This window comes from Cupriavidus sp. (genome assembly GCF_057315035.1).
The window spans coordinates 73,058-92,425 of the sequence record NZ_DBHKYV010000007.1; the positions used below are offsets into that span (position 1 = coordinate 73,058).

General features: G+C 64.9%; 11 protein-coding genes. 8 read left to right on the forward strand and 3 right to left on the reverse strand.

Going from position 1 to position 19,368, the window contains the following annotated elements:
- Positions 1 to 27 precede the first annotated feature (27 nt).
- Together ACO550_RS12495 and ACO550_RS12500 are read right to left on the reverse strand one after the other, a co-directional pair.
- Positions 28 to 4,236: a tetratricopeptide repeat protein gene (locus ACO550_RS12495; protein WP_315592045.1), complete on the reverse strand. Its 4,209-nt coding sequence runs from the start codon at positions 4,234 to 4,236 to the stop codon at positions 28 to 30.
- Complete coding sequence (locus tag ACO550_RS12500; protein ID WP_315592044.1) at positions 4,199 to 7,072, reverse strand: bifunctional glycoside hydrolase 114/ polysaccharide deacetylase family protein; 2,874 nt, start codon at positions 7,070 to 7,072, stop codon at positions 4,199 to 4,201. Before ACO550_RS12500 ends, ACO550_RS12495 begins: the two co-directional genes overlap by 38 nt.
- A 931-nt stretch (positions 7,073 to 8,003) precedes the next feature.
- Between ACO550_RS12500 and ACO550_RS12505 the strand changes: the two genes are divergently transcribed.
- The 8 genes from ACO550_RS12505 to ACO550_RS12540 all read left to right on the forward strand — a co-directional run bounded on the left by ACO550_RS12505 (position 8,004) and on the right by ACO550_RS12540 (position 15,840).
- On the forward strand, positions 8,004 to 8,207 hold the full coding sequence (locus ACO550_RS12505; RefSeq protein WP_315592043.1) for a cold-shock protein: 204 nt from the start codon (positions 8,004 to 8,006) through the stop codon (positions 8,205 to 8,207).
- Positions 8,208 to 8,325: 118 nt separating this feature from the next.
- Positions 8,326 to 8,856: a BON domain-containing protein gene (locus ACO550_RS12510; protein ID WP_315592042.1), complete on the forward strand. Its 531-nt coding sequence runs from the start codon at positions 8,326 to 8,328 to the stop codon at positions 8,854 to 8,856.
- 87 nt (positions 8,857 to 8,943) lie between these two features.
- Positions 8,944 to 9,792, forward strand: coding sequence for a presqualene diphosphate synthase HpnD (gene hpnD, locus ACO550_RS12515; RefSeq protein ID WP_315592041.1), 849 nt, complete (start codon positions 8,944 to 8,946; stop codon positions 9,790 to 9,792).
- Positions 9,793 to 9,866: 74 nt separating this feature from the next.
- Entirely contained in the window at positions 9,867 to 11,876 is a 2,010-nt protein-coding gene (gene shc, locus ACO550_RS12520) for a squalene--hopene cyclase (RefSeq protein ID WP_315592040.1), read from the forward strand.
- Between the two features lie 5 nt (positions 11,877 to 11,881).
- Positions 11,882 to 12,568: a phosphorylase gene (locus tag ACO550_RS12525; RefSeq protein ID WP_315592039.1), complete on the forward strand. Its 687-nt coding sequence runs from the start codon at positions 11,882 to 11,884 to the stop codon at positions 12,566 to 12,568.
- Between the two features lie 201 nt (positions 12,569 to 12,769).
- Positions 12,770 to 13,759, forward strand: coding sequence for a tripartite tricarboxylate transporter substrate-binding protein (locus tag ACO550_RS12530; RefSeq protein ID WP_315592115.1), 990 nt, complete (start codon positions 12,770 to 12,772; stop codon positions 13,757 to 13,759).
- 21 nt (positions 13,760 to 13,780) lie between these two features.
- Positions 13,781 to 14,980: a CoA transferase gene (locus ACO550_RS12535; RefSeq protein WP_315592038.1), complete on the forward strand. Its 1,200-nt coding sequence runs from the start codon at positions 13,781 to 13,783 to the stop codon at positions 14,978 to 14,980.
- Entirely contained in the window at positions 14,977 to 15,840 is an 864-nt protein-coding gene (locus ACO550_RS12540) for a citryl-CoA lyase (protein ID WP_315592037.1), read from the forward strand. Before ACO550_RS12535 ends, ACO550_RS12540 begins: the two co-directional genes overlap by 4 nt.
- 74 nt (positions 15,841 to 15,914) lie before the next feature.
- On the opposite strand, the gene ACO550_RS12545 is transcribed toward ACO550_RS12540, so the two are convergent.
- The gene (locus ACO550_RS12545) at positions 15,915 to 19,364 is read right to left on the reverse strand and encodes an error-prone DNA polymerase (RefSeq protein ID WP_315592036.1); all 3,450 of its coding nucleotides are present in this window, start codon (positions 19,362 to 19,364) and stop codon (positions 15,915 to 15,917) included.
- Between the last annotated feature and the right edge of the window lie 4 nt (positions 19,365 to 19,368).

Below are 19,368 nucleotides of genomic sequence, written 5' to 3' on the forward strand. Positions count from 1 at the left end.
TTACCTTGAAAACTTGATCATCAATCGTCAATAGAGCCAGCGATAGCGCAGGCCGACTTCGGTCAGCGGCGTACCGCCAGTGCGGGACGACGTTTCATGCAATACATACAGCGACAGGTGGTCGTTGCCGAACACCGATCCGGCCACGCCGGCCTGGCCACGGAAGTTGTGGCCCGCGCGCGAGTCATACAGCGCGCCGGCTTCCAGGAACGGCCGCCATTTGCGCGTGTAGTCGTCGATCAGGTCGGTGCCGAAACTGAACAGCACACCGGCCTGGGTGAAGTTCTGCGGCATGTAGAACGCCGGCGTTGCCTCGTCGTCATCCGCCGGCATCAGCCGCTGCATCGTGGGTGTCAGCGTGCCGCTATTGGTGTTGTAGATGGCACGCGTACCCACCACACGCACCGTGTAGTCAGGGTACTGCGTGCGGATCCGATAGCCGGCCTCGACGTCGTAGACCATGCCACGTCCCAGCGCACTGCGGTCCTGGCCATAGAACTTGTTGTACTGGACCCGTCCGCTGATGAACTCGCGCAAGCCCAGGCGCCACGTAGCGCCCAGTTCCGCGACGTCCTTCATGCCACCAACGCGCAATTGCGACGATTCGTCGGCCGGCTGGTTGTAACCCAGCGTACCGGTGTACGACACGCGGCCTTCCTGGTTCCATTGGCCCGTCAAACGTGCCGTGGTAAAGCTCTGCAGGCCATCGCGGCGGCCCACGCCCAGCAGCCAGCGCTTCTGCGTATCGCGATAGGTCAGCGCCAGTTCGGCCCGGCGGTCGGCGGCCGGCACATTGTCAAGCTGCGTGCGGTCGGTGGTACGCTGGTCGCGGAACACGCCACGCAGGTTCACCGCGTAGCCATCCCACAGGCGCGCGCCACCGGCCAGGCTGTACTCGTAGAATTCGAGCGGCTTCTGGTGCAGGAACGTGACGCGCGGCTCCAGCGCCTGCGCATTGAACAGCAGCGCATCCTCCAGCGTTTCCTGCAGCGTGTCGTCGCTGCGCGCCAGGTCCTGTGTCTCGAACGCCTGGGTCTGCGCGGCCGACAGCCGGTCCAGCTGACGGTTGGCCTCGATCTGGCTCGCCACCGGCACGCGGCCGGCCTGGCGTTCCATGATCCGGTCGAGCTGGTTCATGTCGTTGTTGTCGAGCGCGATCGAGATCTCGGCATAGGCCGGACGCTGCAGACGGTTCACGTACTGGCGCGCCAGCCATGCACGCGCAAGCTCGTTCGATTCCGACGACATGGCCCATGCCAGTGCCACTTCGCGGCCGGCAGCGGAAAGCTGGCGCTGGCGGCGACGGTCGCGTTCTGTCAATGCGGCGGGCGGCGCCACCTCGAGCGGCGGCAGGCCTGGCACGTTGCCCAGTTGCGAAGGCGACTTCGGGTCGCCCGGCAGCGAGCGGCGCGCCGCCACTTCGGCACGATCCCGGCGCAGCATCTCGATCACCAGAGTGCGCGAGACATCGCCCGAGGCAAAGATCTGGCCCAACGCCACTTCCTGCCGGCGCAGGTCGGCGCGTGCCGGACCGCCCTGGTTGTCTTCTTCCTCGCCGTCCGGCTGGTCGTCCTCGTCCGAGTCAAGTTGACGAGCCTCTGCACCCAGGCGGCCCGCCGACGACCATTGATGATGGAGATCGATCCACGCCTGCTTGCGGATACGCCATGCCATCGACGTCTGGCCAATGGCCTCGTACGCATCGGCGGTCAGGCCCAGCCACAGCGGATCGGCGCTCTTGCCTTGCTGCATCTTGAGCAGGTAGTGCAGCGCCGTACGCCCGTCCTGGAACCGCATGGCACCGGCCGCATAGGCACCCCACAGGCTCGGGTCGGACTCTGCCTCGGGCTTCAGGCGCTGCATCACCGCCCGCACTTCGCTATCGGTGCCCATGTCGACGAGCGCCCACAGCAATGCGGCGTAGGTTTCGCTATCGGCGTCGGACTGGCTGACCGCATGGCGCAGGTCGGCCAGCGAGCGGTCGCGGTCACCGGTCAGGCGCCAGTATTCAGCGCGCCGCATCAGGAACGCAGCCGAGGACTCCGCCTCGCGTTTCTGTTCCGGTGTCAGGCCCGCCAGCAGCCTCTCGATGCGGATATAGGCATGGGCACGCGTGTAGTAGTAGACCGCCAGTTGCAGCTGGTCGAGCTTGCCGTTCTTGCGCCAACCGGCTTCGGCGATGCGGCCCGCATCGATCGGGGCACGGTCGTAGTACTGGATCAGGTTCGAGAAATCCGCTTCCTCGGTGTCGCGCACCTCGTCGAGACAGTCGTTACGCGCAGGGCCCACCGGCATCTGCATGCAATGATCGTCATGCGATTCGGCCATGGCGATCATCATCTGCCGATAACTGTCCTTGAGCAGGTCATCGCGCTGCGTCAGGCGCGCCAGCTCGGTGAACGTGCGCCAGTACAGCAGGTCCTGCGGGCCGGCGTTGCGGCGCGCGGGCAGCATGGCATCCATGGCGGGCTGCAACTGGCCCTTCACGTAGAGCATGTTGGCGCGCTTGAGCGCATACAGCGGGCGCGCACCGTAGCGCTTCTCCAGCTGGCCATACAACGCGTAGGCACGATCGTCCTTGCCGGCACGCTCGGCCAGCGCGGCATTGCGCTCCATTACCTGGCGGCCGTTGGGCCCATTGGCCAGGGTATCCAGGAAGGCCATGCCGGCTTCCGGCTCGCCCAACCGCTCGTAGGCTGCCACCACCTCGTCGATGGTCTTCAGGTTGCCGCCCGTGGCACGATGGCGCAATGCCGCCAGATAGGCCCGGTCATCATTGAGACCTGGCGCCAGGCGCATCACGTTGTTCCAGGCCCGCTCGTCGTTGGTGGCCTGCGCGTATTCGAGCCAGCTCTGCAGCGCGATCATCGGCTGGCGGTTCCATTCGGAAACCTGCGCCAGCCGCTCGCGCCAGACCGGCTCGTTCGGCAGTTTGCGCACCGCGGTCTGCGCCACATTCTGGGCCTGGTCGAGCTTGCCCGCGGCCAGGAACACGCGGTAGGCCAGGTCGTAGTCGTCGGCGTTGAACGCCTTGCCCGCGGCCACCGCCGCAGCCACGTCGGCCTTGGCCGCTTCCTGTGCTTCTGTCTGCGTAGGATTGCCGGCGGCAGGCTTGGCGGCGACGGGCACCGACGCCCCCTGGGCGACATCGGCCGCCACATGGCGAACGCCGAAAGCGCCCATCTGCTCGCGCATGGCCACACCGCGTGGACCATCGAGGAAAACATAGCCCCGCGCCAGCCACGGCTCGGAATCGGATACGCGACGCACGGCCACCGGCGCTGCCGCATGGCGCGCCTCGTCGCGGCGCAACTCGGCCAGCGCGATCTGCGCCGCACCCGAGGGCTTGTTGGCCGACAGCTTCAGCAAGCGCTCCACATACTTCGCGGCCACGTCGGGCTTGTTGGCCGCCAGCGCCAGCCTGGTCAGGTAACGCAGCACCTCGGGGTCGTCGAGCAGCTTGCCGCCGCGGCGCTCGGCCTGCACCAGCGCTTCGTCGAGCAGGTTGCCCGATTGCAGGGTCTGCAGCGCCTGCAGGAACAGCGTGCGCTGCTCGTACAGGTTCTTCGAGCGTGCCTGCGCTTCGAACAGTGCTTGCGCGGAATCGCGATAGTTGCCGCCGGCCAGCGCAATGCCGGCGAGCTGCTTGTTATAGAACTCGGCATTGGCCGGATCGCGCGTGCCCAGCGTGCGATAGAGGATCGCGGCCGCGTCGGCATCGCCGATCTGGCGTGACTGGGTGGCCAGCGTCTGCAGGTCGGCCAGCGACCAGCGGCGCATGACGTTCGCCGCGGTAGCCTGCTTGAGCAGATCCTTCATCAGCGCCAGACGCTCGGCGCGCTCGGGCGACTCCGGCTGCGCCGCATAGGCGCGCTGCTGCGTGATCTCGATGCGGGTACGCAGGATCTGGCCGGTCAGGTCCTGGCCCTGCACGGCCAGCATGCGTTCCAGCATGTGCTCGGCATCGTCCAGCCGGCCGCTACGTGCGTACTGTTCGGCCAGCACGCCCATGAAGCCCGTATCGTTGGGGGCCACGCGCGACCATGCCTCGAGGTAGGCCACGGTCAGGCCATCGACGGTACGCCCCTGGCCGAGCAGGCGCTCGCGCAGCGTTTCACGCGGGAACATCAGCGCCAGGCCCACCCCCACCATCGCGGTAAAGGTCAGGACCAGCGCCGGCGGCAACAGCCGCTCGCGCTCAGGCGCCGCAGCGGACTTCGACTTGTTGCTGGACATGGATCGGATCATTGACCGCGGGAGTATCGAAACGCAGCGTGTTCTTTTCGCGCACACCGCTTACGGGCTTGCCATCGATGGTCACACTGCACTGGCCGGCATTGGCAAGCCGGAAGAACGGCTTGTAATAGCCGGCAAAGCTGAAACGGGTGGTATTGCCATCGCGGCGCCAGTCGCGCACCAGGCCGTTGGCCTCGGGCAGCTCAGGCACGGCGCGCGTGGCGGCCGGCACGAAGCCGAACCGCGCGTTGCCGCCGGAGAGATGCACGTACACACCACCACCGGGAGCGGCCGACGATCCGGTCACGCCGCGCGCACTGGCCACGTCGGGCACGCCCGCGCCGGTCCAGCGCAGGTTGCGCAGGTTGCCGTCGCCACGCACCAGCCAGGCACCGCTGGCGGGCGCGCCACTGGCGCCATCGCCCAGTTCGCGCGCCACTGCCATGCCTTGCCAGTCCAGCACCTTGAGCACGTAGTCGGTGGAATGCATCGGCAACAGGTTCTGCGTCAGCACGTAGTCATACACCTTGCGCAGCGCCTTCAGCGACGCCACCTTGGTGCCCGAGTAGCTGTGGTAGTAGATGTTCACGGCCTTGAAGCGATACGGCTTCTCGGTCAGCTCGTAGGTCTCGATCACGCGCTCGAAACCGTAGTACGGGCCATGCCACAGGTTGGTGTAGATGTTCTCGTTCTGGTTGGTGGCGAACACCTGGAACGTGTGGTCGGCCTTGTGCACGCCCAGTGGCGCAATCGCAGTCCAGGTCGGATTGCTGCGCGTGATCATGGTGTCGCCGCCGTTCATGTTCAGCACGCCCGCCGCATCGGTCAGCTTGAGGGCTTCGGGCGGTGCCTGGCAATCGCCAGGCCAGAGCAGCATCTTCACGGGCTTGTTGGGCGACAGCACCTTGTTGATGTAGTCGATCGACCCGCCGATCTCGCGGTTCAGGTTCATCTTGTAGCCCGGGATCGCGAGGTGGAAATCCTCGTCGCCCTCGCTGACCTTGGCGTCGTTTTCATGGCCCGGCACGGTACGGCCCCATTCGAACGGGTGCGAGTACGTATGGGTAGCCACCTCGACGTAGGGCTGCGCGAAAATCTTGCGCGCGATCGGCTCCAGTTCGGGCGACAGCTTCGGATACATGCCCGCCTTGCCCACTTCGCCCTCGATGACCGACATCGTCATCGGCAGGCGGTACTTGTCGAAGATCTCGCGGAACAGCACCTCGCCCGAATAGCCGCCACCGGGAATCTCGGCCTTCGAGGCAAAACCGTCGCCGTCGATATGAATCGTCAGCAGGCGCCGGCCGCTTTCCGTGGTGGTGTCGGGCACCGGCATCTGCGGCAGGCGCAGTGCCTCGCGCAGGAAATCGAGTGGCTGCACGATCCAGCGGTCCTGGTCGTTGGCCGAGTTCTGGCGGACCGCATACGGGTTCGTCACGAAGCCGCCCCACGAAGTGATCGCTGCCGCGTCATAGGTCAGCGTGCCCGAGCGCAGGCGCAGCAACGAGCGCGTACCCGCCGCACCGTCCTGCACCTGGACCGGCACCGCCTCGACCCGATCTGGCGCCACGGGCTGCTCGAAGCCCATCATCCGGTCCTGCGCCACGATCTGCACCGGACCCGAGACCCGGCCCTTGACCGTCTTCAGGTTCAGCATCCGCGCCAGCGAACCGCCCACCTGCGCGCCAAACCCGTTCATGAATACGACCGGAATGCCTTGCGCAATCTGCTTTTCAGCCCACGCGTAGAAGCGGCCGGGGTTCTGCGTGAAATTGCCATTCGACCAGACCACTACGCCCGCGTAGCGATCGGGCGTGATCTCGGGCAGCGGATCGCGGGTTTCGGCAAAATCCACGCGATAGCCCAGGTAGTTGAGCGGCATCGACACAAAGCGCACGCCTTCGCTGTTGTCGATCACCACGCCAGCCTGGCTTTCCTGCACCACCAGCACACGGCGCGGCAGCACTTCGATCTGGCCCACGCCAACCGTCTGCAAGCCCGAGTCCGTCACGTACGGCGTGATGTCGAGCGCGCGGATCTGGCGCGCGGTATCGCGCTGGCATTTGCGGTCTGCCGGCGGGCAGTAGTCGATCGAGATGACCGGCAGCTTGTACTGTTCACGGACGATGCGTGCCTGGTTCAGCAACCAGTCGCGGTCTTGCTGGCTGACTTCCGTATAGGCACCCTGGGCCTGGTTCCAGCCGCGGAACAGCGATTCGAACACCACGCCGTACGCCAGTGCGTGCACCTGCGGCAGGATCTCGAAGCCCCGGTTGAACAGCAGCTTCGCATCGGGATAGCGCGCCTTGATGGCCTGGATCACCCGTACCATGCCGGCTTCCTGCCTGGCGCGTTCGGCATCGGTCTTGGCCACGAGGTGGTAGGAATCGAGCGTATCGAGGAAGAAGCCGCGGTAGCCGCGCTCCCACAGTGGCGCGATCACGTGGTCGACATAGAACGCCGGCCAGCCGTCGGCAGCCTGGTCAACCACGCGCGCATTCCACGCGTCGTTGTTGCCGGTCAGCCACGCCTTGGGGATGTCTTTAAAGTATCCACGGCTTGGCAGTACCTCGCCCACGCTTACGTAGGCGAACCAGGCCGTGTTCGGGGTCTTGGCCTTGCGCGGGTCGAAGCCGCTGTCGGGCTCCACCACGGCCACATCGAAGGCCTGCAGCAGGTCGACCGGCGGCCTGGCGCCATAGTGGAAGGCCACGTTGGGGGCTGTCGGCGCCGTGTCGGCCGCAGCCGGCGGAACCTGCGCCAGCGCGTCCGCCGATGGCGTCAGCGTGCCCAGCACTACGCCGCCCAGCATCGCCACCACCGCCACGCCAAGCATCGCGTTGCGGCAGGCTCGTGCGAACGAACGCCTCGGCGTGTCACGCCCAACCTCTTGGAAAAATCCCCGGATAGATCGCTGCAATCGCTTCACTGGCTGTTACCCGCTCTCTTGTTCTGGTTTGGCGCGCGGTTGTGTTTGCGCGTCCAGCTGTATCCGCCTGGGCGGACAACGCCCGCAATTATGCAGGCAAGATCATTCGAACTAGTGTTTTTACTAATTCTCAGGCAGGTCGGATGCTAGGGCATCCTTCCCGAAAGGATTGTCAAAAATTGTGCCGAAAGGTCATGACATTCACAGGACACGGGCGTACGGAAACATGCCAGGTACCGGCATACGGAATCCGACAATCTCGGGAAGTTGCAGCAGGATGGGTGTCCCGGCACAGGCCGGGCATCGCCAGAGGCGGGCGCCGCACGGCCCGCGGGCCACCGGCGTCGACTACGAATACATTGACATCTGAATCCCCGTACGCGCGGGCGCATGCGCGCCCAATTTCAGCGTACGCGCATCATTGCGCGTCGCAGGTTGTGGTTATATGGACATTGTCCGGACATCATCCATTGGTAGCCATAGTCCAAATGGAGTAAGCACGAATGGCGACGTTTGTGGCAGGCATCTGCCCGAAAGCCGGATCGGCATGCCTCGCCCATACGTTCTGCCGATACCGTGGATATCGAAATGCCTGTCATATCATTGGCAAATCTAATCTGATGTCAGACAAATCCCGAAATGATGTAGAAAACTCTAATATCTGCTGTTTGCATGCCGAAACACCGTTAGGGGCTTAGTCTGATTGACAGGCGAAAAAAAACCGGCAGAATGGCTGCTCGCATGTGCACCGGCCTGTAGCGTCTTGCTCCGGTTCGTAGTGGGCAACATGCTTTGTCGGGCAATTACGCTCATCTGAAATTCAAGGTTGGATAGGAATATGGAAACCGGTACCGTTAAGTGGTTCAACGACGCCAAGGGCTTCGGCTTCATCACCCCTGACGCAGGCGGCAACGACCTGTTCGCGCATTTCTCGGCGATTGAAGGCAATGGCTTCAAGTCGCTGAAGGAAGGCCAGAAGGTTCGCTACGTCAAGGCCATGGGCCAGAAGGGCGAGCAAGCCACGAAGATCCAGCCCGTCTAAGCTGGATCTGCCGGGCAATTCATCTTGCCTGGGAAGCCCCGCTTCGGCGGGGCTTTCTGCTTTTTGCAGAACGATAATGTATTGCCTTGCTGACGTTTCGGCCCGCCGGCGTATTAATTTGCGGACCGCATGGATTGGCGGCTTTCTGCTTGCCAGCCTGATATGCGCGACAAAATTCGCGCATGCTCAGACGCTGCGCAACTTTGGCAACGATCCATTCATCCGGATATCACAAGCCATTGCCGAATGCCCGGAACCGGCAGGACCACGCGTTTCCGAAGAAGAATGGAAACGCGAGGCGCATCATCGCATCGAAGAAGGCAACCATTGCTATGCGGAAGGCCGTTGCCGACTGGCCAATGCCTATCAATATGACAAGGATATTGCCGAGGCACTGCAGCGGCGCCTGGACACACTGCGCCGAACCCAGCCCGCCTGGCAGAAGAGTTCGCTCTGGATCATGGTGCGCGGACGCTGGCTGACGGTTCAGGGTTGCGTATCGCCGCGATTCAATCGGACTGCATTCCTGGCAGCGCTGCAAGAGATTCCAGATGTGGAAAAGGTCATCGACCAGATGACGGACACGCCCGCACGTGGCGTACCGTACACACAATATGGCGTATCAAGCACAAATCACCCGAACCAGTGAAGTTGCTATAATCGCCCGACTCTGAAAAACCCAACCTCAGGCCGTTCCCATGGGAAAGGTCTGATATCTAGCGTGCCGAGGAAACCCGTGGCCGGTACTGAAATCGCAACGCCAGGCGGGCAGCTCGCCGGACCCGCTGTGTCCGCCGGCAGCTCGTTCCATACGGCCATGCGAATCCTGCCGCCGTCGCAGCGGCAGGCCATGTTCGAGATCTACGCGTTTTGCCGCGCCGTGGACGACATCGCCGATGGCGACACCCAGCATGCCGACCGTCTGGCGGCGCTGGAAGACTGGCGCGCCGACATCGCGGCCTGCTATGCAGGCCATGCGCCGGCCGCGTTGCGTTCGCTCGACGAGCAGATCAAGGCGTTCAATCTCCAGCAGCAGGATTTCTGCGACGTCATCGACGGCATGATCATGGACGTCGTGACCACGATCGTGGCGCCGGACGCGGCCACGCTCGATATCTATTGCGACCGCGTGGCCAGCGCAGTCGGCCGGCTGGCGGTGCGCGTATTCGGCCTGGAAGAGCAGCCCGGCATCGAACTGGCGCATCACCTTGGCCGCGCGCTGCAGTTGACCAATATCCTGCGCGACATCGACGAAGACGCCGATATCGGCCGGCTTTACCTGCCCGCCGAACCGCTGGCCGCCGCCGGCATCCCGGCCGGCACGCCGCACGAGGTGATCAGCCACCCCGCGATTGAAACAGTCTGCCGCGGCATCGCCCGCGAGGCCCAGGCACACTACGATGCCTCGGCTGCCATCATGGCACGCTGCCCGTCGCGGGTGGTGCGCTCACCGCGCATCATGTACGAGGTCTATCACGAGATCCTGACCCGCCTGCTGGCCCGTGGCTGGCAAACACCGCGGGCGCGCGTTCGCGTGCCCAAGGCGCGGCTCATCTGGATCGTGCTGCGGCATGCCATTGCATGACCCCCGTGTATAGGTATTACCGATGCGCGCGGCCATTGCCGCGGCATCGCCAATAAAGAAGTGCCCCCGAATTGATGAACCAGGCCGCAACGATCACCCGCCCGCAGGACGACGCGCTGAAGCCCAGCACCCCCCGCCCTGTCCAGCCATCCCTGCCCGATCCGCTCGATGCCGGTATCGCGCATGCCGTGGATACCCTGCTGGCCCAGCAACAGCCCGATGGCCACTGGGTCTATGAACTCGAAGCCGATGCCACCATCCCGGCCGAGTACATCCTGATGGTGCACTACCTGGGCGAAACGCCCGACCTGGTGCTCGAAGGCAAGATCGCCAACTACCTGCGCCGCATCCAGAATGCCGACGGCGGCTGGCCGCTGTTCCATGCGGGCGCATCGGACGTCAGCGCCAGCGTCAAGGGCTACTTCGCGCTGAAGATGGCTGGCGACGATCCCGAGGCCGAGCACATGCTCCGCGCGCGCGCCGCCATCCACGCGCTGGGAGGCGCCGAGGAAAGCAACGTCTTCACGCGCACGCTGCTGGCACTGTACGGCGTGATGCCGTGGCAGGCCGTGCCGATGATGCCCGTGGAAATCATGCTGCTGCCCGAATGGTTTCCGTTCCATCTGTCGAAGGTCTCGTACTGGGCGCGTACGGTCATCGTGCCGCTGCTGGTGTTGAACAGCCTGCGTCCGCAGGCGCGCAACCCGCGCAAGATCGGCATCGACGAACTGTTCCTGCGCCCGTGCCAGGCGACCCGCCTGCCGCGCCGCGCACCGCACCAGAGCCCGCTCTGGGTTGGCGTGTTCCGCGCGCTCGATGCCGTGGTGCGGGTGGCCGAGCCATTGTTCCCGCGCACCATGCGCCAGCGCGCCATCGAGCGGGCCCGCGCCTTCACGGTCGAGCGCCTCAATGGCGAGGATGGACTCGGCGCGATTTTCCCGGCGATGGTCAACTCGGTGCTGATGTTCGATGTACTCGGCGTACCCGAGAGCGATCCGGACCGCACCATCGCGCGCAAATCCATCGACAAGCTGCTGGTCGTCAAGGATCACGAGGCATATTGCCAGCCTTGCCTGTCACCAGTGTGGGACACCTCGCTGGCCAGCCATGCGCTGCTCGAAGTCGGCGAGCCGCGCGCAATTGCCGCGGCATCGCGCGGACTGGACTGGCTGGTGCCACTGCAGGAACTGGAACTGCGCGGTGACTGGACCGTGCGGCGCCCGAATGTGCGGCCCGGCGGCTGGGCCTTCCAGTACAACAACGCGCACTACCCCGATGTCGACGATACGGCCGTGGTGGCCGCCGCAATGGATCGGGCCGACCGGGGTGACTGTTCGAACCGCTACACACCGGCCATCGCACGCGCCTGCGAGTGGGTCATCGGCATGCAGAGCTGCAACGGCGGATGGGGCGCGTTCGAACCCGAGAACACGCATCTCTACCTGAACAACATTCCGTTCGCCGATCACGGCGCGCTGCTGGACCCGCCCACCACCGATGTGTCGGCACGCTGCCTGGCCATGCTTTGCCAGCTCGGGCAGATGCCTGCCAACAGCGAGCCCGCCGCGCGTGCGCTGCGCTATGTGCTCGACGAACAGGAAGCCGACGGCAGCTGGTTCGGCCGCTGGGGCACCAACTATATCTATGGCACGTGGAGCGCGCTTTGCGGCCTGAATGCCGCCGGCATCGGTGCGGACGCACCCGAGATGCAGCGCGCCGCGCAGTGGCTGGCATCGATCCAGAACGAAGACGGTGGCTGGGGCGAATCGGGCGACAGCTACAAGCTCGAATACCGCGGCTACGAAAAGGCGCCGAGTACCGCGTCGCAAACGGCATGGGCCATGCTGGGCATGATGGCTGCGGGCGCGGGCCATCACCCGGCCGTGGCACGCGGCGTGGAATACCTGCTGCGCACGCAGGCCTGCGATGGCTTCTGGGATGAACCCTACTTCACGGCCGTAGGCTTCCCGCGCGTGTTCTATCTGCGCTACCACGGCTATTCGCGCTTCTTCCCGCTCTGGGCGCTGGCGCGTTTCCGCAACCTGCTACGCGACGGCAATCACGCCGTGGCCTGGGGATTGTGAGCGCCGTGGCATCCCCGCAATCGCTGGTACTGGCGGTGAGCGGGATGGATTTCGAAGCCCGCATCGCCGCGGGCCCAGGTATCGAGACGTTCTACGGGAAGCGCGACGTGCTGCTGGCGCGTGCGCTGGATATCCGGCTGATGCAAGGCTGCGCCGGCGTGATCAGTTTCGGGGTTGCCGGCGGCCTCGATCCCACGCTGCCGCCTGGCACGATCATCATCGCCACCGCCGTGCGCAGCGGTCAGACATCGTACAGCACGGCCCCCTACTGGACCGCCGCGTTACGGCGCGCGCTGCCCAATGCGGTATGCGGCCTGCTGGCCGGGTCCGATGCGCCCGTGCTCACCGTGGCCGACAAGACCACTCTTCATGAAGCCCATGGCGCGCTGGCCGTGGACATGGAATCGCATATCGCCGCGCGTGCCGCCCAGGCACACGGCATTCCGTTCGCCGCGCTGCGCGTGGTGATCGATCCGGCCGACCGGCCGGTGCCACCGCTGGCCGTGGCCGGCATGGCTGCCGATGGCAGCACCGACGTAGGCGCAATTGTCCGCGGCCTGCTCAAGGCACCGCACCAGATCGGTGGCCTGCTGCGGCTCGGGCGCGACGCATCGGCCGCAAAGACGGCACTGAGTGCCGCACGTCACGCCGTTGGCGCTGGCTTCGCCCTACCGGCACTCGCCGCGGCCTGACGCCGCACACCTGTTTTCCCCTCCCCCTGGTAAATCCCTCGGTTTGCTCCCTCTCCCGCATTGCGGGAGAGGGAGCTTTACGTCGCATTTTTCTCACGCCCTTGACAGTTCCCGCTCCCCCTCCTATTCTCCGCTCATTCCTTCTTTAAGATCATCGTTCTATCTTACGAAACGATGAAAATCGGAGACCGCATGACCCGCATGACCCGCACTACCTTGCGCCGCAAGTTCGCCCTGTCCCTGCTTGCCTTCGCCGCTGCCCCGGCCCTGCTGACCGTCCCGGCCTTCGCCGCCGATGCCTACCCCAGCCAGCCCGTGCGCCTGGTGGTGCCATTCCCGCCGGCTGGCGGCACCGATGTACTGTCGCGCCTGGTCTTCAACAAGGTCGGCGCGTCCACGCATTGGACCGTGGTGGTGGAAAACCGCGCCGGTGCCGGCGGCAATATCGGGCTCGACTCCGTGGCCAAGGCCCGCGCCGATGGCTACACGATCGGCATGGGGCAGACCGCCAACCTGGCCATCAACCCGTCGCTGTACCCGAAGATGCCCTATGACGCCGTCAAGGACTTCACCCCGGTAGCACTGGTTGCCGCGCAGCCCGTGGTGCTGATCGTGCGCCAGGACTCGCCTTACAAGACGCTGGCCGAGCTGGTGGCAGCGGGCAAGACCAAGCAACTGTCGATGGCATCGGCCGGCACCGGCACGGTGGGCCACCTGACCGGTGAGATGTTCCAGCGCCGCGCAGGCATCAAGGCGCTGCACGTGCCGTACAAGGGTGCATCGCCCGCGCTGACAGACCTGATGGGCGGTCAGACCGATTTCTATTTCGCCACGCCGCCGATCGCCATGCCGATGCTCAAGGCTGGCAAGCTGCGTGCACTGGCCGTGACCTCGGGCAAGCGCGTGGCATTGCTGCCTAATGTGCCCACGGTGGCGGAACAAGGCTATGCCGGCTTCCAGGCCGAAGACTGGAAGGCACTGGTGGCCCCGGCCGGTACGCCGGCGGACGTGGTTGCTCGCCTCAACGCCGAAGTCAACAAGGCACTGAAGCAGCCTGACACCATCGCCAAGCTCCACGACGAAGGTAGCGAGCCGCGTGGCGGCACGCCGGCGGAACTGGCCGCGTTCATCAAGAGCGAAAACGCGCGCTGGGGAGCCATCGTCAAAGAGTCTGGCGCCAAGGTCGAATAATTTTCTTTGTGGCAGGACCCTATGCAAAAGCCGCTCCGCAATATTCGCGTGCTCGACCTCACCAACGTGCTGGCCGGGCCCTTCTGCTGCCATCAACTGGCCCATATGGGCGCCGAGGTCATCAAGGTGGAAACGCCGGGGACCGGTGACCTCGCGCGCCAACTGGGCGCCGATGCCGAACTGAACCGCAAGCTGATGGGCGTCTCGTTCCTGGCGCAGAACCCCGGCAAGCGATCGATCACGATCAACCTCAAGCACGCGCGCGGCAAGGAGGTCTTCCGCAAGCTCGTGCAGGGCGCCGACGTGCTGGTCGAGAACTTCCGCCCCGGTGTCATGGCTCGGCTCGGACTCGGCTTCGAGACTTTGAAGCAGGAAAATCCGCGCCTGATCTATTGCGCGATCTCGGGGTTCGGGCAGGATGGTCCGCTTTCCGACCTGCCCGCCTATGACCAGATCATCCAGGGCATGTCGGGCGTGATGAGCATCACCGGCGACGCGCAGTCCGCGCCGTTGCGCGTCGGCTATCCGGTATCGGACACGATCGGCGGCATGACGGCTGCGTTTGCCATTGCCGCATCGCTGGCCGACAAGGAACGCACCGAGGGCTATTTCCTCGATGTCTCGATGCTCGAAGCCACGATGGCCACGATGGGCTGGCAGGTCTCGAACCATCTGATCGCCGGCAAGAACCCGGTGCCGATGGGCAACGAGAACATGACCGCGAGCCCGTCCGGCACGTTCCGCACCGGCGACGGTCCGCTCAATATCGCAGCCAACAAGCAGGAACAGTTCGAGGCCGTATGCCGCGTAGTCGGACGTCCCGATCTGGCCACCGATGCGCGCTTTGCCGAACGCCAGGCACGCCTGGCCAATCGTGCCGCATTGACGGCCGAACTCGAGGCGGAGCTCGCAAAGAAATCCGCGACCGAATGGTGGCAACTGCTTAACGAGGCGGGCGTACCGGCCGGCCCCGTGCTTCAGGTGCCCGACGTGCTGGCACATCCGCAGGTACGTGATCGCGGCATGATCGGCGACTTCGCCAATGTTCCAGGCGTGGACCGCGATATCCGCCTCGTGCGCACCGGCTTCAAGGTCAACGGCACCGCGCCGTCCGTGGATACCCCACCGCCTCAGCTTGGCCAGCATACCGACGACATTCTTGGCGAACTTGGCTACGGCGCCGACGACATCGCCACCCTGAAACAGGAACGCGCACTATGAGCGAAACTTCCGCCAACCCATCGATCGACGCCGGCCAGCAGGCCTCGCAGGACTGGTGGCGCACCAAGATCATCGACATGAAGCCCGGCGAGATCCGCTATCGCGGCTACCCGATCGAGCAACTGATCGGCAATGTGTCGTTCGCGCAGATGATCTGGCTGATGCTGCGTGGCGACCTGCCTCAGAAGCGCCAGGGCGAACTGCTCGATGCGGCATTGATGGCTGCGGTCGACCATGGCCCGCAGGCACCCAGCATTGCGATTGCGCGCATGGCCGCCACCTGCGGCGTGGGCCTGAACAATGCCATGGCGTCGGCGGTCAACGTGCTCGGCGACGTGCATGGTGGCGCGGGCGAACAGGCCGTCGAGCTGTATCACGATATCGCGCGCCGCGTTGACGAAGGCATGGTCTTCGATGAAGCCGTGACGGCAGGTCTGGCGCAGTATCGCGACCTGCACGGCAAGTTTGTATCGGGCTTTGGCCACCGCTTTCATCCACTGGATCCGCGTGCACCGCGCCTGCTGGCGCTGGTGGACCAGGCCGCGACCGATGACGTGGTGTCGGGCCGCTATGCCGCGATCGCACGTGCAGTGGAGCGCAAGCTTGGCGAAGGCCGTGCGAAGCCGATTCCAATGAACATCGACGGTGCGACGGCCGTCATCTATGCGGAGCTGGGTTTTCCGGCACCGCTGGCGCGTGGACTGTTCTGCCTGTCACGCTCGGTGGGCATCCTGTCGCACGCCTGGGAACAGACCCAGCAAGGTGGCCGCAACAAGGGCCCGATTCCGCGCCAATTCATCTGGACGTATGACGGCGAGCCGCAGCGCGATGTGCCGTTGGGCGATGGGATGTCGGCATAGCGAAGGCTGGCCCTCACCCCCGGCCCCTCTCCCGAGCGCGGGAGAGGGGAGAAGACCATTGGTAATTGAACGCCTCAATGAAAGTCGCGGCTGCCTACCATCAGGCGGCCCAGTAGCGGGCTCAGGTCCACCAGTTCCTGCGCCACCAGGTGCCTGACCTCGCCCTGCCGCTGCCAGGTACCGATCACGCCGAGCAGCGTTGCCCCGAGTACCTCCTTGCGCTGGCGCTCGACCAGGTCGGGCCAGATGATCACGTTCACCGCGCCGGTTTCATCCTCGATCGACGTAAAGATCGTACCGCTGGCCGTGGAAGGACGTTGTCGCACCGTGACGATGCCGCATGCGCGCACGCGGCGCCCGTTGCCCAGGCGCGCCAGCTGTTGCGCCGTGATGTACTTGAGCGCGGCCAGCCTGCGGCGCAGCAGCGCCAGCGGGTGGCACTTCAATGACAGTCCCAGGCTTGCATAGTCGGCGGCCACGTCTTCGCCAAGCTTCGGCTCCGGCAGTTCCAGCGCTTGCTCGCGTGGCGCGGCTTCATGCAGCAGATCGCGATGCGCGGTCTGCACTGCGGCACCACGCGCATGCCAACGCGCCTGCCGACGATGCCCGGCCAGCGACACCAGCGCGTCGGCGGCCGCCAGTACATCGATATCGTGAGAATCCAGCGTCGCGCGGCGCGCCAGGTCTTCCACGCTATCGAAAGGCCGCGCGGCACGTGCCGCCTCGATGCGCAATGCGGCTTCCTTGCGCATCCCCTTCACACGATCCATGCCGAGCCGTACATCGCGATAGCGCTGCCCCTGCCGTTGTGGTTCGAGCGCGCTTTCCCAACCGCTGAGCGTCACGTCCACGGGCTGCGTGACCACCCCGTGGCGGCGCGCATCCTGCACCAGTTGCGATGGCGAATAGAAACCCATCGGCTGGCTGTTGAGCAACGCGCAAAGAAAGGCTTCGGGATAATGGCGCTTGATCCAGGCGCTGACGTAGACCAGCTTGGCAAAGCTGGCCGCATGGCTTTCCGGGAAACCATACTCGCCAAACCCCTCGATCTGCTTGCAGATGGCAAGCGCGAACGATTCGGGATAATCGCGCGAGGTCAGCGCGCGCACCAGCGCCTCCTGATGCTTCTTGAGATCGCCACGACGACGCCATGCGGCCATCGAACGCCGCAACTGGTCGGCCTGCCCTGGCGAGAAACCCGCCGCCTCGATAGCCAGCTGCATCACCTGTTCCTGGAAGATCGGGATACCCAGCGTACGACCCAGCACGCGCCGAATCACGTCGTTGAAATAGGTCGGCAGCTTGCCGGTGCGGCGCAGTTCCTCGCGCCGTTTCAGGTACGGATGCACCATGCCGCCCTGGATCGGACCCGGCCGCACGATAGCCACTTCCACCACGAGGTCGTAGTACTGGCGCGGCTGCAGGCGCGGCAGCATCGACTGCTGTGCGCGCGATTCGATCTGGAACACACCGACGGTATCGGCCTTGCAGATCATCTCGTAGGTAGCGTCGTCGGTCTCGGGCAAGTCTTCCATGCGCGTGGGCAGGCCGGCGCGATCAGGCTCGGGATTCGGGATCATCGCCAGCGCCCGGCGGATCGCGGTCAGCATGCCCAGCGCCAGCACGTCCACCTTCAGCAGGCCCAGCGATTCGAGATCGTCCTTGTCCCACTGGATCACGCTGCGGTTCGCCATCGCCGCGTTTTCGATTGGCACCAGCCGCGACAGCTTGTGCCGCGCGATCACGAACCCACCCACGTGCTGCGACAGGTGGCGCGGAAAGCCACGCAACTGCTCGGTCAGGCTGGCCCACTGCCGCACGGCCGGAGAATCTGGATCGAGCCCGTAGCGCGAGATCCGCTCGATGAATGCGGTGCCGCCATCCCACCAGGCCTGGCCCTTGACCACCTGCTCCACCACGCCCGGGTCGATGCCAAGCGCGCGCCCCACGTCGCGCAACGCGCTGCGCGACCGATACGTGATCAGCGATGCGGCCAGCGCCGCACGATGACGTCCGTACTTTTCATAGATGTACTGGATGACCTCCTCACGCCGCTGGTGTTCGAAGTCCACGTCGATATCGGGAGGCTCGTCACGTTCGCGCGAGAGAAATCGGCCAAACAGCAGGTTGGCCTGTTCAGGGCTGACCTCGGTGATATGCAGGCAGTAACAGACCAGCGAATTGGCCGCCGAGCCACGCCCCTGGCACAGGATGCCGCGCTCGCGTGCAAAGCGCACGATATCGTTCACGGTCAGGAAAAACGGCTCGTAGTGCTTTTCCTCTATCAGTTCGAGCTCGCCTTTGAGCTGCGCTTCCCACGCGGGCTCCATGCCGTGTGGGAAGCGTTCCTGTATGCCACGTTCCACCTCGGCACGCAGGTAACTGATCGGCGTATATCCATCCGGTACCAGTTCCTCGGGGTATTCGTAGCGCAAGGTGTCCAGCGAAAAACCGCACTGGCCGGCGACCTTCAACGTCTGCGCCAGAGTCTCGCGCGGATATAGCCGCGACAGCACCTGCCGCATGCGCAGATGGGCCTCGGCATTCGGTGCCAGCGCCGTACCGCAGCTGGGCAATGGCTGGCCCAGGCGAATCGCGGTCAGTACGTCGGACAGCGGCTTGCGCGAACGCACGTGCATATTGACCGCACCAGCGGCCACTAGCGGCACGCCGGTTTCCTGCGCTACCTGCTGCAAACGCTCACGATGCAGCGTTTCGGCATGGCCTTGCAGCAGTTCCAGTGCGATCGATGCCCGTTCGCCAAAGGTGTCGCGACACCAGCGCGCCTGCGCCCTGAGCACCGCGAGGTCGGCACAGTAGTCGGGCAACAGGATTGCCTGGCAATCGGGCATGCCACGCAGATGGGCCTGCGCCGGTTGCGGCGCGGCGAGATCGGCCGGATAAAGCAGATAGCTGCCCTTGTCAGCGCGCGTGCGGCCCAGCGTGATGAATTCGCAGAGATTGCCAAAGCCGTCGCGGTTGCAGGCCAGCAGCACCAGCCGTGGGGGTGGCATGCTGTCTTCGGGGGTGGCCGTCAGCGTGAAACGGCTGCCGATGACCAGGTTGAACGCATCGGCCGCGGCGGCACGCGCTTCGAGCACGTGGTGACGACGCACGGCGTCATCGCGACTGTCATCCGATTTGTCATCGCGACTGTCATCGGCATACCCATGGTCCGCGTCATCGATGGCATCCCCGGCATCCTCGCCTTCAAGCGCGAAAGTCCGCAGCTCATCGGCATCGTCGCTATCCCCAACCGTTTGCCCCGCCGCCAGGCGCCGCGCGCTGCGCGCCACCGCTTCCCACATGTCCTCGCGCAATACCTTGATGGCATGATGCGCACGCGCCGTTCCGGCCACGGAGCATTCGTCGGTCAGCGCCAGGCCGCTGTAGCCGAGCTGGAATGCACGGGCAATCAGTTCCTGCGGATGCGATGCGCCATTCAGGAACGTGAAATTGGAAACGCAATGCAACTCGACATAGTCGGGCAGCGATGGCAGCAACGCGGACAGACCGGGCAACATCGGC

Bases quoted from the DNA above. Each gene is read 5' to 3' on its own strand.
- ACO550_RS12495 (WP_315592045.1), bottom strand. From the start codon at position 4,236: ATGTCCAGCAACAAGTCGAAGTCCGCTGCGGCGCCTGAGCGCGAGCGG.
- ACO550_RS12535 (WP_315592038.1), top strand. From the start codon at position 13,781: ATGCAAAAGCCGCTCCGCAATATTCGCGTGCTCGACCTCACCAACGTG.
- ACO550_RS12545 (WP_315592036.1), bottom strand. From the start codon at position 19,364: ATGTTGCCCGGTCTGTCCGCGTTGCTGCCATCGCTGCCCGACTATGTC.
- shc (WP_315592040.1), top strand. From the start codon at position 9,867: ATGAACCAGGCCGCAACGATCACCCGCCCGCAGGACGACGCGCTGAAG.
- ACO550_RS12500 (WP_315592044.1), bottom strand. From the start codon at position 7,072: ATGCTTGGCGTGGCGGTGGTGGCGATGCTGGGCGGCGTAGTGCTGGGC.
- ACO550_RS12530 (WP_315592115.1), top strand. From the start codon at position 12,770: ATGACCCGCACTACCTTGCGCCGCAAGTTCGCCCTGTCCCTGCTTGCC.
- ACO550_RS12505 (WP_315592043.1), top strand. From the start codon at position 8,004: ATGGAAACCGGTACCGTTAAGTGGTTCAACGACGCCAAGGGCTTCGGC.
- ACO550_RS12540 (WP_315592037.1), top strand. From the start codon at position 14,977: ATGAGCGAAACTTCCGCCAACCCATCGATCGACGCCGGCCAGCAGGCC.